Genomic DNA, 16,876 nt, shown 5'->3' with positions numbered 1-16,876 from the left:
GGTTCACTGGACAGCGCATTCCTGGCGGGCAACCGAGGCGGCGGGCAGGCGAGCCGACGAACCTCGCGGCGGCGTTCCTGAAGTCCTTTTGCGCGTTCCCACCATATGCAGGCAGGTACTTATATGCGGACCCGGGCGAGGATTCAATAAACCTCCCGGGGGGAACAGCACCCCGGGGCAGCGGTCCGGGTCGGCCCCGCGTGCATTGAGGGAATCCGAGTCTGGTGTGGCTCGTGATCGCGCTGGCCGGGCTTACCGGGGAGCCTGCCGTCGGCTCATACGACGACGTAGCAGGAACACGACCGCTCCTCCGGCCAGCATGAGGAAAGTGGTCGCAGGTTCGGGAACGGCGGTGACACTCATTTTGATCGAGTGGTCCGTGTCCTCAAAGAGGTAGGCATCGACCCCGACTCCGAGGCCGTAAATGGCCATGTCGTCGAGGAATCCTGCGGTGAAGGTATTCGTGCCGGTCGCGGCCGCGCCGATGAGGGTGAGGGTGTCGCCTGCGCGGAGATCCCAGCCGTTGTTGGCCACCATGACGTAAAGCGCGCCATCAAATGTCCCATGGCCATCGCTGGAAAATATAAACTGGTCGAAGCTCTGGCTGGAGAGGACGTCGAACTGCATGAGGGCGTATTGACTCTGCGTATAGTGGCCGGTCATGTAGGTGTCGGTTACCGAGCCATCGCCGCCAACGAGGAGCGTTCCCATGTTGCTGACCGTGGCAACGATCGACGTTCCGGTATTGAAGATGCCGGTGTCTTCATTCGTGAACGTGCCGGTGGCATCCTCATTGAGCGAGATGTTGCCGGTGACCGTGCCCGCATTGGTGACGTTCAGGTTGTTGCCCGTGGTGTAATATATCCCGCCGGAAACACTGCCGTTGACCTGGATGTGGTTGGTTTTCCCGCCATCGACCCGGATGCCGTAGTCGGTCCCGGATACGGAACCGTTCACGGTGATGGTGATGTCATTGCCCGCGCTGCCGTTTCCGGCGACATTTTGTGCGAAGATACCGATCGAGTGCGTGCCCGTGGCCGAGATCGTGCCCGTCTGGGTGATCGTGAGGGTTCCATTTTTGCTGCCATCGGTGGAGGAATTGGTGCCGCCGGTGCTGCCTGCCCAGCTGCCCTGGAGGCCGCCGCCGCCGCCAATGACCTGCGCGAGGATGCCGTTGGCCCCGACTCCCGAGGTCGAAACGGTCCCGTTCACGGAGACATGGGTCTCGCCGCCATAGCCATGGGATTGATCTTCCTGGTCAAAGACATTGATGAGGGTGCCTTGACCGGCCTCGGGGTTCGCGATTCCGCCGCCGCCCCCGATCGACTGGACGACGATCGCGTGAGCGCCGTCGCCGGTGGTCGTGATGGTGGTCCCCTGGGCGAAGGTCGCGTTGATCGCGCCGCCTTCCTGCTGGTCGTCGTTGGTTCCCGTCCGCCCGAGGGTCATGTCGCCGCCGGTTTGTTTCGACGTGGCAATGCCGCCGCCACCGCCGATCGACTGGAGGACCACACCAAAGGCGTTGTCGCCTGCGGTGCTCACATTGAGCAGGGCGTTGTCGACGCTCACGGTTCCGCCATGGCCATACGAGTGGGTGCCGCCGAGCGTGAGGGCAGGGGGCGTGACTCCGTCGAGGCTGCCTTGATACGCGAGGCTGCTTCCTGTTACCGCGATGCCACCGCCGCCGCCGATCGATTGCAGGACGACACCATGCGCCGCCTCGCCCTGCGTGGACACGAGACCGGTTCCCTGGAGCGTCACCGTATTGCCATCGCCCTTGGCATCGCTGCTTGATCCGCCGAGGGCGATCGTGCCGGTGGCGGCTGCCGAGCCGTCCGTCGAGAGTCCGCCGCCGCCGCCGATGCTTTGCGCCACGATGCCGTAGGCCGCGAAGCCGCGCCCGTCACCCGCGTTGCCCGTACGAATATCCGAGGAGGGCGCGAGGGTGATGGTCACGGTATCTCCGTTGCCATAGCCCTTGTCCGCACCGAGCCGCACATCGAGGTCGGGGAGGGCGATGCTGTTGGTGCCAAAGATGGTTCCCGCCTTGCCGCCGCCTCCTCCCACCGACTGGGCGACGAGGCCCATGGAGAGGTCGCCCTGAGTATGGACGATTCCCTGCCCGGAGGTCGCGCCGCCGTTGGTGACCGCGACCTTTCCGCCATCGACAGCTGTGTTGTTGTTCAGGTTGATGCCGAGGTTTACTCCGACATGCAGGTTCGGATAGACGCCGAAGGTCGGGCTGACGACAAAGGGAATGTCGGAACCCGAGGTGGCGAGTCCGCCGCCTCCGCCAATGGACTGGGCGAAGACACCGTAGGCGTCATTCTGCGAGGTAGTAATCGAGCCGGTATTGGAAATAGTGACGGCGCCCCCCGAGCCCGACTCGCCGCTGGCACCATTGATCCGGACGCCGAGGCTGAGGGTCGTGCGGGTATCGAGCGAGCCGTCGGCCGCCACGCCGCCGCCGCCGCCGATGGACTGGGCGAAAAGCCCCTGAGAACTGTAGCCGGAGGTCGAGATCGAACCCTCGTTGGTGAGATCGATCTGGCCGCCCGCGTGGGAGTCGCCTCCAGCGCCGCCGACGGACGCGTTGATGCTGTAGTTGTTATTCCGTTCCGGGGGATCAGGAGGATCGTTCGGGTGCTCCGGGTCGGGGGGCGGGGGGTCCTGATAGGTGAAGGGGTCGATGACGGCGGAGTTGGAGGTCGCATTGGCAGCTCCGCCGGTGCCGCCGCCACCGCTGATCGACTGGGCAAAGACGCCGTGCGAGCGTGTTCCCGTGGTGGCGATCGAACTGCCGCTCGTGTTGTCCACCTTGACTGCGCCACCCTGTCCGCCGGTGCCGCCTTTGCCGCCGACAGCGATGGTCGAAGCATAGGTGGTGGCGGGAGCAAGAAGATTGGCGAGATTGGCAAGCGGGCCGGTGGAGGCCTCGATATCGGATGTGCCGCCATTGCCGCCGCCGCCGCCGATCGACTGGGCATGGATGCCTGTGGCATCGCCCGCCGTGGTGGAGATCGAGCCGCTGTTGGTGACGAGCACCGAGTAGCCGTCGTTGACGCCGGAGCCTACCGTCGCGGAGCCGCCGTGGGGGCCCGTCGCACCGATGGCGAGGTCAAATTCGTAGCTGTTATTTCCGCCAGAGGCGCTGCCTCCCCCGGAGTTGCCGCCGCCGCCGCCGATGGCCTGGGCGAGGATGCCCTGTGAGCCGGAGCCTGATGTCTGGATGGTCCCGTCATTGGACAGATTGATAAACCCCGCATCCCCGCCGCCGCCCGCCTTCCCGCCCAGGCCGAGATTGACCACGATGTTTGTGGTATCGGGACCCAGGTTGGGTGTCTTGGCCACGGCGTTGCCGATGCCGCCATTGCCGCCGCCGCCGCCGATCGACTGGGCAAAAAGTCCCGCCGCATTTTGGCCGTGGGTGGTGATCGATGCGGTTCCGGTCTCGTTCGAGAGGGTCACGTCTCCGCCGTTGCCGCCGCCTCCGCCATTGCCGCCGTGGGCGATCGTGATGGGAACCTCGGGGACGCCGGAGTCAATGACGGCCGCCATCGCGGTCGAGTCGCCACCCGAGCCGCCGCCTCCGCCTACGCTTTGGGCAAAGACCGCGTGGGAGCCGTCTCCCCAGGTGGTGACGGAACCCTCATTCTGCAGGCCGACCGTGCTGCCATTTCCGGCTGTGCCGCCAAAACCGCCGAGCGCGAGATCGATCCCGATCGACGGATACTCGCCAAGACCGGAGGTGAGCGACTTGGCGATCGCCGATCCGCCATGGCCGCCGCCACCGCCCACGCTTTGAGCAAAAAGGCCGTAGGAGTCGCTGCCATCGATCGACGGCGCTCCCGTGCTGATACCGGTTCCTGTCGTGATGGTGCCCAGGTTGGTTCCACTGACCTCCCCGCCATTGCCTCCGGTTCCTCCGTGCCCGCCCACGGCGATGCTGATGGCGAGACCCCCTGCGGAGTCCGACATGGCGGCCCCGCCGGTTCCGCCCCCGCCGCCGACAGATTGCAGATGCACCGCTGCGGAGTTGTTCCCGTAAGTATGGACGGAAGAAGTCGCTTCGAGCGTGGCCGAGACCGTGCCACCGGCACCACCGCTGCCACCTTTGCCGCCGATGCCAGCCGAGAAGACCGGCGAGATCGTGGTCGCCGCGCCCCCGTGTCCGCCGCCGCCACCGATGCTTTGGGCGATGATACCCGACGAATGATCCGCCAATGTCGTGACGCTGCCCGCGTGATCGATATTCACGACGCCGCCCGAGCCGCCCTGGCCGCCGCGACCGCCCACCGCGACAAAGATGCCCTTGGCATTGGCTCCGTTGCCGCCGCCTCCGCCGATGCTTTGGGCCAGGACGCCGACAGAGTTGACGTCAAAGGTTTCCAGCGTGCTCCCGGCGTAGGTGTTTACGTGGACGAGTCCTCCATTGCCGCCTTTGCCGCCCTTGTCACCGATGAATAACGCCGCCTGATCGCCTCCGGCGTTTCCTCCGCCACCTCCCAGGCTCTGGGCGAGAATGCCGATCGAGGCCGCCGAGGGGACTATTCCGTCGCCGGTGGTGATCAATCCCCAGTTATTGACTGTGACAGACCCTCCGTCATGGCCGGTGGAACTGCTGGAGTTGTTTCCCAGTATCAGGCCGGTGTTGTTGTCCTCCCAGGTTCCGGTGAGTTGATTGATCGGAGAGCCGGGTGGGGCCAGAGTGCCCGCGGCGGCGAGGTCGTTGTTCACGAGTCCGCCACTGGCCGAGCTGATGGCGAGGATGGCATGTGCGCCCTCTCCGAGGGTGAGGATCTGGCCGTAAACTCCGTTGGTGACCGAGACGGTGCCGCCGCCTCCGTCTGTCGATCCTGCGCTTCCGAGATAGCTGCTTTGTCCGCTCGAGCCCGAGACGGATGTCACCTGGGCGGCGCCTCCCAGGCTGAGCGCGGCAATACCGACGGAAACCTTCCCTCGGGTTGAGACTGTGCCGTCATTCGTCACGGCGGCAGTACCCCCGTAGCCGCTGCCGCCCTTGTTGACGGTCTGCGAGGTGTAGGGGTTGATCAGCGCGTTCGTGCCAGCGCTGACGGCGAGCACGCCGATGGAAAGGAGCGAGTCGGCATTGCCCACCGAGACGCTGGTGTTGCGGTCGAGGTCGACCTCCGTCTGGCCGCCGGAGACATTCGATCCCATGTTCGGCTCGTCAGGGGTATAGGCTTCGCTGACGGCGTAAATTCCCACCCCGGTCTGGCCGGTGTCGCCGTCGTGATCATTCACCCGGATCGAAGTTCCGCCGACGCTCTCGTAGAGGTGAACCTCAATCGTTCCCCCTGTCGCGAGCGGGCTGTTCAGTTGGGCTCCGGTGGTGGTGACGAAGATACCGGCCCCGAGGTTGGCGGTGACATCGATCTTGCTCGTGTGACTGACGCCCACCTGGTTGAGCGTCGGGTTGCTGCCAAAACTGGTGCCAGGACCCGCAGCCGAAGAGGCGGAAATACCCGCGGTAATGACCGATGCGTCCGACTGCGTCATCGTGATGGTGGAGCCATTGTCGGTCGTGACCTGGATGTTGCCGCCGGCCCAGGTCTGTCCGGTGGTGACATTGTTATCTCCGGTGGAGACGGCTTGGATTCCGCTGAGTTCCGCTGTGCGGAATGCCGTGGGGAGCAGTTCGATCGGATTGGCCAGAGGTCCCCGCCCGGTGCCATTGACAGTCAGGTTGCCCGAGTGGTTGAAGGTGATACCGGCGCCTACATTGGAGGCGGTGGATTCGCCCAGGGCAAAGACAGCGGCATTGCCGAGGGCGCCCGCGAGATTGTTGAACGCCTTGGCGTCGCTGAAAACGATGTCGCCATCGGTATTGACCGTGAGATCCCCGCTGTCGGAAGAGATGAAGAAGAGCCCGTAGGCGTTCGGATCGCTGACGCTGACGGGTCCGATGATATTGGATGTCAGCGTATATGCCTGGGAGTCTCCAGATTCGCGGATCAGCTTGACATAGCCCGGGTAGGTGACCCCGGGCGCGGCGGGATCAAAGGTGGCCGTGATGTCATTCCCGACGGCAGGCGTCACCGTGAAGCCGGGCGTGGATTCCGTCGTCGCGGCGAACCCCCAGTTGAGCACAGCAGCAGAGGCCAGGGCGCTCGCCACATATCTTGGGAAGCGATTACCCAAACCCATTTTGAATCTTTTGACCCTGCTGACCATGGTGGAAATGAAAATTCAGGTATAGCAATCGACTCCGAACGTGACCGCCAGATGCCCGAGAATTGACTCTGGTCAATGCGTCCCGTCAAACGGAATTTCACGATGGGAGTGGAGAAATTCCACGCGAGAAATTCGCGCCCGGTTGCGCTTTCCGACGCCCTCCACTCCGGCCCCATTGGAGGATACGCTCCCCGACCTCATGGGGAGATGGTGCCAGATCGACGCCAAACACAGACTTTCGGACACCACAGGCCCAAACCCGCACGGCGGGAGCTAGCTTCCCCAGAGATGCTCGGCCTCGAGGACGTGCCGCCGATTCCAGCCCTTTCGTTCGGGACCGTGGTCTCGCTTCCGATATTCCGTCACGACGTTCGCTCGATCAGCTCCGCCACGGAGGCAAAGGCCACATCCACCGCGCCGAGGACATTGGTCGTGTAGCAGATATAGCGGTCCTCCAGGCAGAACTGGGGATGCGGGTGCACGTGGTATCGGCGGCGGGGCAGGGCCGGAGCCGGGAGGTGCGACGCGATGGCGACGGTCCGGCGGGTCGCCGTATTCGTAAAGGTCACCGTCCACTCCTCGGGCGACAGCGCCATGTCGCTTGCGATGTATTGACCGGTCCTGTCGGCGTGCGAGTGGATGCAGTCGCCGGGGAAGAGCGTGCGCTGGCCGGTGCGGATGTTCACCCGCTCCGTGCCCTCGTGGTAGCGCACGTACCAGATGTGCTCGCCGTCGGGGTCCCACCATTCGTGTCCCCGGAGCGGCGAGGGATCGTCGGGATATACGGGCCGCGCGATCTCGCCGCGCCGCAGGAGCCAGAGCCGGTCGTCGATGCCGCCCGGCGCACCCGTGGAGGCACCGGTCCAGGTATCCTGGGCGATGAGCATGAGGCCGGGATCAGTCGGGCTGAATTGCGCGTGGTTGTAGCAGCGGTCAAATCTCTGCCACAGCCGGAAGCCCGACCCATCGAGCGGCAGGTCGCCCGCGAACCATTCGTCGCCGATCTGCGCGTCGATGATGAGTGAAGAGCGGTCGGCGGTGAATCCCAGGTGGGTTGCGAGCCGGAGCGGCCTCCGCCCACGCGCCAGCCCGGCGGGGAACTCCCCCACGCGCCGGGCGGTGTCGTTCAACCCCGGACCGCGACTCCATACCTCCAGCCCTGTCGTCCAATAGGCCTCGCCCGTCCTCTCATCCACACAGGGAGACGCATCCGCGAACTGCGTCTCGGGAAACCAGCGCACCTCCTGCGTGGCGAAGTCGGTCACGCCCAGCGAGCGGCCCTGGTAGGCATCCCCTCCGGGAGGAAAGGCGCAGTAGAACCAATGGTACCGCCCATCGAGCGAGAAGCTCCGGTTGGTAAAGTAAAAGGATTGCTGGATGGGGGCGACGCGCTCCCGCAGCAGGTGGCTGGTCACGCCCGAGACGGGGTCCTGCCAGGGGACGAAAAGCCGGGAATTCTCGACCGTGGTCATTCTGGTTGAGGGAAGGTCAATACGTGCGCACGTTGCCCGAGTACCCGAGCTGGGTCCAGTTTTCCTGCGTCATCGGGGTCCAGCCGGTGAGTTCCTGCGAGTCCACGTGTCCGTCGAGGTAGAGGCGGTTGGCCCGGTCGCCGTGGTAAAAGCCGAGCAGGTCCTTGTCCCCCGAGCTGGTGCCGAACCATCCGCGCCAGTTCGTGGGCTTGCGGGGTTTGCCGTCGGCCAGGAGGACGAAGCCCGAGGGGTTCACGGCAGAGGCCCTGAGCATGGTGTATTTTGGATGATAGGAGTTTGCGCCCTTCGCGGGTCCGGTGATGGCAGCGCGGTAGCTGACGAAATACGCTCCGCGTTCGGTGGGCGTAAAGTCGCTCACCGAGGCCGGGCAATGGTAGAGCGAGGGCTGCCGCGCGGGATTGTTGAGTTCGTACTCCATCCCGACATACGGGGCGAGGAGCGAGGGCCAGAGGGCCGCGCCATCGCTGCCCTGGTCGCAGGGGACGATGTAGTTATCATTCTCCGCCGACCAGGTCATGGCGGCGATGCCGAGCTGGCGCAGGTTGGACGCGCACCGGGAGGCGTTGGCGTTGTCCTTCACCTTTCCAGCCACGGGAAAAAGGAGCACGAGCAGGATCGCGGTGACGGCGATCACGCTGAGCAGTTCGATCAGGGTGAAGGCGGAGCGCCTGGAGCCTGGGCCACGATGGAGTACGACGATCTTCATCACCGGGAAGTGCTGGCGGCGGCCTGGGTGAGGCTCACGCGATGAATCCTGACAAAGGGATCGGAACTGGCCCCGCCGCCCACGCCGCAGCCGAGGGCGAAGATGCCGGGCGTGATATGCGGCGCGCGGGTATTGAGCGGCCCGGAGGAGAAGATCGGTTCCTTGCCCGCCGCGTCATCGTCGAGGTACACCGAGAACTCCCAGGTGTTCTGCTGCGGGTTGCTGAAATCGACGGAAAACTCGAGCCGGTACCGCGTGTCGGCCAGGAGCTTCGCGGCGGGCTTCGATCCGGCGTCGGAGACGTATTTCAGGCCGAGGTTGCTCTCGAGTGTGATATGTACGGCGGTCACGGTCTTGCTGGTGGTGAGCCAGTCACCGCTGTTGATCGCGACCTGAAAGATCCCCCGACCGCCGGAGACCGTGAGCGGCGTGAAGACCACGGCGCCCTTCAGGACAAGCGCCTTCTCCGCGGCGACCTCGGGCGCGATTGTTTTGACTGCTCCCGCCTGGCCCCACTCCGTGCCGTTGTTGATAAACTCCAGCACATGCGCACCGTCGGCCTCGGCCACGAGGATCTCGACGTTGGGGATCTCCAGTCGCGTCGACATCTGGGCCTCGCCCGAGCCAATGGTGTCCGCGTTCGTATAGGAGCGAACCTCGGCGTCTTTGAAATCCGTGGAAAGAATCACCCCGGCCGGGAGTTGCGGCAGCATCGCCAGGGCGGCGGTGATGAGGATGGGAAACAGTCTGGTCATGGGAGGGGAGCGGGGTGCTGGAGGTACAATGTTCCCATGGCCCCGGAATGACAATTGGCAATCAAGTTGACACGTCAGCGTGAGGTGTGGACGGCTTTGGTTGACGCGTCAGCATTTCGTGGCCTTGAGATTTTGCGCGGGGCGGCGGATTCTTGCGGGCATGGCCGGGGCGCTGCTCCGGCGTCCCCTCCCATCACCTTACGATTTTGCTGCTTTCATCTTCCATGTTCCGATCTGCCGCCGGTTCGTTCTTCCGGGTCTCCGCCATTGGCCTCGCGCTGATGGCGGTTCGCGCTCAGGCGCTCGCCGGGGAAAATCCGGCCCCCTCGCCACCGCCAGATCACGAGTCGATCATCTGCAATCACTATCTGCCTCCTGGTACGGCATTTCCCGATGTGCGTTGCAAGGCGGCGGTGACACCGGGCGGCAGGCTCCTGTTTGCGCGGGGTGCGAGGCCAGTCGTCGAGCTGCCGGTGCGAAATGATCGCGCGGAGGCAATCGCGGCGCGGTACACGCTGCGGTTTCTCGACCGGCAGGGAACGCAGATCTTTGAGAAATCCGGAGCGCTCGATTTGCCCGCGTGCGGCGAGGCTTCCGTCACCGCGACCCTCGATACGGACGGGCTGAAATACGGCGTCTACGACCTCATCCTCACCGTGCAGGCGGGCGGCGCGACCCTGGCGGAGCGGGATTATTACGTGGGTGTCATTTCGTCCGCGGAGATCCCCCGCGCGGCGAAAGGCGACTTTCTCTATGGGCTCGATCCGAACTATGGCGGCGTCAAGGCTCGTTCGCCGCAGCCGGCCGCGCCGGGTCGGAAGGCTGAGCAGGGCCAGTGCGACCTCCTCGGCTGGGTGCTGGCCTCCGGCGCAGACATCCTGCGCACGGCGGGATTTGGCATCGGGCCGGGCGCGTGGTCGGACGACACGCGCGACCTCGCCATCCTTTCCCGGCATGGCCTTGAGGTCGTGGGCATGGCGTGGCCGCCGTCTCCCGATGTGACCGTGGAGGGAAAGAGCGGCGCGTTTTCTGAAGCGGTCTGGACCTCCTGGCTGGCGCTGGCGGAATCCGCCGCCCGCAGAGCGCCCGAGGTCGTCTACTGGGAGGTCGGCAACGAACCCGACCTCGGCTATCCCGACATCGACGCCTATACGAAGATCTACGAGGCAACCTGCCAGGCGATCAAACGCGGCAATCCACGCGCGGTGGTGATGAACGGCGGTATTACCTTTTTCGGAGCGGCGGGCAGGCCGAACTCCCGCCGCTTCCTTGAGCGGGTGAAGCCGGAGTTCCTCGACGCCATCGCCTTTCACGCCCACGGCCCGGGTTCGCTCGCGGAGGAGAACATCGCCGCCCAGGTGCGCCGGACGGCGCAGGCAGCCGGCATGGGGGACAAGCCGCTCATCGACACGGAGTCCGGCATGTTCGTGGGGTCCCGTCGGCAGGAGGACGTGCAGGCCGCCACCGTGCTGCAAAAGCAGGCTTACGCGCAGGCCACAGGCATCGAGTACCTCATGACCTTCCGCCTGCATGCCTTCCGGCGCGGCGATGTCGGCTATGGCATGCTGCGCTCGGACCAGGAGCCGCTGCCCGCCTTCCTCGCGTACCGGACCATGACCGAGCACCTGAAGGGGCTGTCCTTTCAGAGCCAGCTCGTGACGGGCAAGGCTCATGCCGAAGGCTACTCCTTTGCCTCGCGCAATGATGCCCGGCGCGCCTGCCTGCTCTGGGCCAATCAGCCCGCGTTTTACAATGTCTATGTGAAGGTCGCGGAATCGGCGGACGGCGCGAGGAATCTCCGCTTCATGGACCTTTACGGAAACACGTCTCCTGCCGTGGCCTCGCCGGAGGGCGTGGTGCGGGTCGAGGTCACGGAGACGCCGGTCTACCTGCTGTGGGATGCGGTCGACCCGGCCTTTCAGGCCGTGGTGGCGCGGTCGATCCTGGAAACGCCCGACATGGCGGTCGTGGTGCCGGGCCGGGAAAGCGCGCTCGATCTCGCGATCCGCAATCCCGCCGACCGGCCTCTCCAGGCCACGCTCTCCGCGACGACGAGCGATCCGGAGCAGACCGTGGTCTCGCCCGTGCGGCAGTCGGTCGCTGTCCCCGCCCGGGACTCGCTGCCGGTGCGTCTCGGGGTGACGTGGAACCCCGCCGCGCTGCATTATCAGTGGCCGGAGACCTGGCGGGTCTTCACGAACGATCCCGCCCCCGATATCGACCTGTCGGAGTTGCGCTCAGAACCAGACCGCCTCGGCGATCAATCCGGTCGCTTGGTGAAGGCAACCCCGGGCGGCTTGATCAATCTGCTCCCGCCCGGCGAGGCTCCTCGCGAGAAGCGCGCCGGATACATCCTCGGTACCGTGCACGCGGAGCGCGACGAGACCGTCCGGGTCGCGTGCAATGCCGACTGGTGGATGGAGTTTCGCCTGAATGGAGCGCTCATCTGCAGCACGATGGAGAGCGGGAATGAAGGGCGGGTATTGACTGAGCGCATCCTCGATCTGCCCCTCAAGAAAGGCGACAACCTCATCGCCATCAAGGTGCTGGGCGGCAAGGGCGGATGGAGTGTGACCCTGCCTCCGCCCGCCGCGCTCCCCGCCCTGCTCGATCCGCGCCGCTCCGGGGACTTCGTCGACCTGTCGCTCGCCGACGAGGCCGGGAAGGAGATCGCCCGCGAGCGCCTGGCCATCGAACCCGTGCTCCGTGTTTCCCGCGTGGCAGGGCAGGGGGCTTTCCCCGTCCTGCCGGACGGCCCGCCGGTTTTCTCGCTGGAGAGCGCCCATGTGACGAATCACTTCGACAAGCTCCCCGACAGCACAAAGTTCTGGCAGGGACCGGACGACCTCTCGGCGGAGGGCTGGCTGGGAGGCGATGACCTGCATTTGTATCTTCTTGTCCAGGTGCGTGACAGTGAGGACCGCCCCGCGACGGAGACGGCGCAACTCGCGGAGTCGGACTCGCTCCTCCTCGCCGTGGCCCGTGGCGAGGCCGTCGGGATGTATCGTGTCGGGCGCGTCGGGGAGAAAACCGTGGTTGCTCCAGAGAGCCCCGGGTCGTCTGCCGACGGCATCGCGGCCACGGTGGAGCGTACCTCGGGTGCGACCGTCTACCGCATCACCCTCGACCGGCGGCTCGTCGGAGACGGGGTCTTCCGCCTGAACATCGCCGCCAATGACAACGATGCAGGCTACAGCAAGCAGTTCATCTCCTGGACCGGCGGGCTGGGGGAGACGGTCGATCCGGCTTTGTGGAAAAATGTCATTCTCGCGGAACCTATGAAACCAGGAGGCCGGCCATGAACGGATGTCGGTGCGCCGTCTTGGCAACCGTCCTGCTCGCCCAGGTCGTGCGGGCAGGGGAGGAATTGCCTGTTCCCGAGCCCGCCCGGCCCGCCGACAGCTTCGTCCAGATGATCGGGGTGGCGACGCATTTCAATTACCGCGACACCATGTACGACGGGCGTTGGGAGGCCGTGCGGGATCTCCTCGGCGGCCTCGGCGTGCGCACGATCCGCGACGACCTTTCCCCGAGGCATGACGAACTCTGGGAAAAATACGGCATCCGCGTGATCGCCATCGATGACGACCCGGCCACGCCCTGGGAGCAAAAGCTTCGCCAGTGGCGGGAGAAGCGCCATCTCCTCGCTGCCATCGAGGGTCCCAACGAGGTCAACGGCGGATGGAAGAAGCTCGGCAAAACCTATCACGGTCGAGGCTGGCCGGAGGGTCCCCGGGAGTTCCAGGACGATCTCTACAGCGCCATCAAGGCCGATGCCGCGCTGAAGGACATCCCCGTCATCGCCGCCAGCACCGCGTACAAGGGCGACGGCTCGCGGTTGGCTCCTCTCCGGAGCTTTGACATCGCCAATACCCATAGCTATCCCGCCGGGGCCATGCCGTCGGAGAGCCTCGACTTTCGCGACCCGTATCTCCTGCTCGGGCGCGGCGCGATCCTGCCGCCGCTCGCGGCCACCGAGACGGGCTATCACACCTGCCTCGCCAGCAGCCAGGTCATCGCGGGCACGCAGGCCGGAGTGTCGCACGAGGCGCAGCGCAAGTACCTGCCGCGCCTCCTCGCCGAGTATTTCGACGCTGGCTTCCGCTGGACGGTCTTGTACGAACTCGGCGCGGGCCGTCCGCGCAAGGCGGAGCAGGAGGACCCCGAGGCCGCCTTTGGCCTGCTCATGCCGGATGCCAGTCCAAAGCCCGCCTACTTTGCCCTGCGCGACCTTATCGCCTCGGTGGCGGAGTCCCGCTGGGACGCCTCCGCCCGCCAGTGGGTGCGCCCGGCCCCGTACCGCACCGGAGCCCTCGCGTTCACCCTGCGCGGTGCTCCGCCCTCCGTTCACCATACCCTGCTCCAGCGCTCGGACGGGTCTTTCCTGCTCCTGCTCTGGAACGAGGTGCCGGGCTTTGACCGGAAAGCGCGGAAGGATATCGCGAATGCCCCTGTGCCCGTGCGGCTCGTTCTTGCGCAAAAGGCCGCCGAGGTGACGGTGGTGACGCCGGGCGGGCAGGCTGCGCCCTGCGCGCGATTCACGGATGTTTCCACCATCGACCTCCAGGTACCCGACGAAGTGCTCGTCGTGACGATCAAACCCGCCGCGCCCATTCCGTCCGGCGGCCTCCCGCTGGCCGGGGACGTCGCGTCCCAGGCCTCGCCCACCTCCATCACGCTCGACTGGCCTGCGTATCCCGGTCCAGATGCATGGTGGGTTTACCTGCATGGCCGCAAGCTCGGGCAGGCCGCGCCCGGCACCGATGGACGGCTGCACTTCACGCTGCGCGACCTCCTGCCCGCCACCACCTATCCGCTGGAGATCATCGCTGCGTCCCGGGATGGCCGGGTATCCGATCCTGCGCGGATCGCGGTTGCCACCATCGACGCCTTTCCCGATCTGGTCATTCGCGACGTAAAGACTGCTCCGGCAAATCCGCGTCCTGGCGAGGAGGTGCGCTTCCTCGCGACGGTGGAAAACACCGGCTCCGCGCCGACCGGGGAGGGCGTCACCATCGGGGTGAAGTTCTCCATCGACGGAAAGACCGTGTGCTGGAATGACGCGCTGCGCGGCCCGCTCGCGCCGGGCCGGAAAGTCGAGGTGAGCGCGAACAACGGACCGCAGGGCCGCTCCACCTGGAAAGCCGTCCCAGGGTCGCACACGCTCACTGCTCAGGTCGACGACGTGAACCGCCTGATCGAATCCGACGAACTCAACAACACCGCCTCCGCCACGCTCGATGTCGCGGCTCCGCCCCCTTCACAACCATGAGACCCATCCTGTTCACCATCCTCGCTCTCGCCCTGGCCCATATCGCTCCGGCCAAGGACGCACCCGCCACCCTGGCTCCGCTCGGCGACAGCCGCACCGCCATCATCGCCTTTGACAAGGCCGGGCTGAACCGCACCACGCTCTGCCATTTCAACTGGGCCAATGCGCTGAACCAGCAGAAGTACCCCTGCACCGGCGTCTTCGGCATCTCTGGCGCGACGTCGGACACGATCATCTCGACGATGCTGGACCCGGCTCTCGCCTCCAACCCGAGGTTCCTCGTCATCCTGATGGGCGTCAATGATGTGCGCTCCCCCGGCTTCAGCTCGGACCACACAATGGCCAATATCGCCAAGGCTGCTGACATGGCCCTTGCCCGGGGCATCACTCCCATCGTCTGTACTGATCCCGGCTCGGAGCATTACCTCCCCGCGCACGTCGCTTTCATCAACGATCTGAACTCCCGCATCGCCGATTATTGCACTCGGACCAAGGGCGCGGTGCTTTTCGATATCGCCGCGCTCGCCTCCACGCAGCGAGCGCCCTCCATCATCCTGCAGCCGGGATGGTTCTACGACGGCATTCATCTCCAGACCCTCGGCGCGTACAAGGTGGGCGTCGCCCTCGCCGCGCTGCTCGACAGCCTCGGGGCCTCCGCCCCGGACTTCCCGGGCCTCGCCGGGAACATCCTTGGCAACCCGGGCTTCACCGGCACGGCAGGAAAACTCGGAGAGGGCAATACCGGCGTGCTGCCCGATCTCTTCACCGGGGGACGGGACAATGCAAACTGCTCGTCCGCCTTTTCCGTGAACGCCCGCCCCGACGGAACGAATGAACTCGTCGTCGACCTCAAGACCACCGCCCAGAACGGCCTCGGCGGCATGCGCGTCTCCCAGGTGATCCCGGTCGCCGAAAAAGCCGGGGGATTCCAGGCCGGAGTGCAGGTCGAGATTGATCCCGGCTCGGTAAATCTCGCCGACGTTCGGGCCGAGGTTACGCTCGTCTTCACCGACGGCACCTTCGCCGTGGCCTATGATTTCGACGGCACCCAGAAGCGCGATACCATCTCCGCCATCGATGCGGGCGGCCCGCTCGTGCTGACGTTGCAATCCCCGGTCAACCTCGTCGGAGAGGGCCGGGAGGTTAAAAGCGTGAAGTTCGTCCTCGGCGCCCGCGTCCTGGGACAAGGCAATGCCGTGCTGCGATTCCGCAATCCCTGGTGCCGGAAGGCTCCCGCCAGCCCGGCGGCGAACTAGCGGCGCGAGGCGGTTTTCGTTTTGCGGCGCCCGGGGGCTTTCAGCAAAGGCGCAAGAGAGCGCCCATCGACGAAGCGCCCACGGACCACGATGGACTCGGGGTGCGTGGGCAGGCCAAAGACCTGGTCATAAATTGCCTTGCTGACATACTCCACGCCTCGCCGACCGAGATAAAGCGGGTCCTGGAAGATGCCCGCGATTTCGTCCAGTTCCTCAGTCAGCACGTCCAGCGAGGCATAGGCGATCTTTCCGTCCATGCCCAGGCGGTCGAGGAAGGCCGGAACGGTCGACTGTAGGCCGACCATGACCTGGGGGCGCGTCTTCTGGAACCAGGCGGCAAAGCCTTCGAAGTCGTTGTAGTCCTTCAGACGAAGCAGATGGACTGCGGTGTCCGGAGAGGTGAGGCAAAAGGTATGGACTCCGGCCGACCACGCGTGGGCGATGCGCTCGTCATCCTCCAGCGAGATGGCCACGCCGATTGACTGCGCCCCCAGGCCGCGAAGCCGGGAGAGCAGCGTGTGCATGCCGTGGGTATGATCGCTTCGTACCACCGGCAGCTCCGCGATGCCCGTCGACGCCGTGCAGGCGATCGCCACGAATCGCTCCCACGGCAGCTCAAAGCGAGGGTGTGGCCACGCCATCGGGGCAAAGCACAGCGCGCGAATCCCGCGATGGTACAGCATGCCTGCGAGCGCCGGGATATCCCGCGCTCCCGGCCCCGCCCAGAACTCCTCCAGCCGGAAGCCGAGCCGCGTGGCCTCGGCCAGTGCTCCCTCCCAGATCTGGCGATTGAAGGAATAGTTCTTCCACTCCTCGCGGGTATGGCTCGAGGTGACAAATGCAATCGTCGCGCTGTCCTTGATCGCCCGCTTTGAGCGCACCTGCTGCATGAGCGCTGTTACCATCGGGTTGCTGCGGTAGTTGTGCTCCGCCGCCAGCTTTTGAATCTCCTGGCGTACCTGGGCGCTGACCCTGTGGCTATCTCTCAGGGCGAGCGAGACCGTCGTGCGGCTCACGCATGCGATGGCTGCGAGGTCCCGGATCGAGACCCGGCCGGGAACGATGCGCGGCTCCTCCGGCGGAGGATCAGGCGCGCCTTTTTTCTTGCTGCTTTTCACGATCGGGGAGGGGCTGGACGATGGAGCAACCTCGCAGGATGAAATCCCCGGATAAAGCACAAATGGCGCAGCCCTTCCCGC

At 65.5% G+C, this 16,876-nt stretch carries 8 protein-coding genes; 3 read left to right on the top strand and 5 right to left on the bottom strand.

Going from position 1 to position 16,876, the window contains the following annotated elements; genetic code table 11:
* Positions 1–252: 252 nt before the first annotated feature.
* The 4 genes from TSACC_RS13130 to TSACC_RS13115 all read right to left on the bottom strand — a co-directional run bounded on the left by TSACC_RS13130 (position 253) and on the right by TSACC_RS13115 (position 9,149).
* The gene (locus TSACC_RS13130; RefSeq protein ID WP_075079715.1) at positions 253–6,138 is read right to left on the bottom strand and encodes a PEP-CTERM sorting domain-containing protein; all 5,886 of its coding nucleotides are present in this window, start codon (positions 6,136–6,138) and stop codon (positions 253–255) included.
* Between the two features lie 419 nt (positions 6,139–6,557).
* A complete protein-coding gene (locus TSACC_RS13125) occupies positions 6,558–7,667 on the bottom strand; it encodes a hypothetical protein (RefSeq protein ID WP_075079714.1) in 1,110 nt (369 codons plus the stop codon).
* A gap of 16 nt (positions 7,668–7,683) precedes the next feature.
* A complete protein-coding gene (locus tag TSACC_RS13120; protein ID WP_075079713.1) occupies positions 7,684–8,394 on the bottom strand; it encodes a type II secretion system protein in 711 nt (236 codons plus the stop codon).
* A complete protein-coding gene (locus TSACC_RS13115; protein WP_075079712.1) occupies positions 8,394–9,149 on the bottom strand; it encodes a hypothetical protein in 756 nt (251 codons plus the stop codon). Before TSACC_RS13115 ends, TSACC_RS13120 begins: the two co-directional genes overlap by 1 nt.
* A 224-nt stretch (positions 9,150–9,373) precedes the next feature.
* On the opposite strand from TSACC_RS13115, the gene TSACC_RS13110 reads away from it, so the two are divergent.
* Genes TSACC_RS13110 through TSACC_RS13100 form a run of 3 tightly spaced genes read left to right on the top strand, consistent with a single transcriptional unit; the run spans position 9,374 to position 15,677 of the window.
* Entirely contained in the window at positions 9,374–12,451 is a 3,078-nt protein-coding gene (locus TSACC_RS13110; protein ID WP_075079711.1) for a hypothetical protein, read from the top strand.
* Positions 12,452–12,471: 20 nt separating this feature from the next.
* On the top strand, positions 12,472–14,421 hold the full coding sequence (locus TSACC_RS13105; protein ID WP_169809636.1) for a CARDB domain-containing protein: 1,950 nt from the start codon (positions 12,472–12,474) through the stop codon (positions 14,419–14,421).
* On the top strand, positions 14,418–15,677 hold the full coding sequence (locus TSACC_RS13100; protein ID WP_075079709.1) for an SGNH/GDSL hydrolase family protein: 1,260 nt from the start codon (positions 14,418–14,420) through the stop codon (positions 15,675–15,677). Before TSACC_RS13105 ends, TSACC_RS13100 begins: the two co-directional genes overlap by 4 nt.
* Here TSACC_RS13100 and TSACC_RS13095 read toward each other — a convergent pair.
* Positions 15,674–16,795 carry a LacI family DNA-binding transcriptional regulator gene (locus tag TSACC_RS13095; protein WP_169809635.1) on the bottom strand — a complete coding sequence of 374 codons (1,122 nt, stop codon included), beginning with the start codon at positions 16,793–16,795 and terminating at the stop codon, positions 15,674–15,676. The genes TSACC_RS13100 and TSACC_RS13095 overlap by 4 nt on opposite strands.
* Positions 16,796–16,876 lie beyond the last annotated feature (81 nt).

The sequence above is a fragment of the Terrimicrobium sacchariphilum genome, assembly GCF_001613545.1.
Taxonomy (GTDB): Bacteria; Verrucomicrobiota; Verrucomicrobiia; order Chthoniobacterales; family Terrimicrobiaceae; genus Terrimicrobium; species Terrimicrobium sacchariphilum.
The sequence above is the reverse complement of the archived record's forward strand: the minus strand, read 5'-3'. Positions and strand labels throughout refer to the sequence as shown.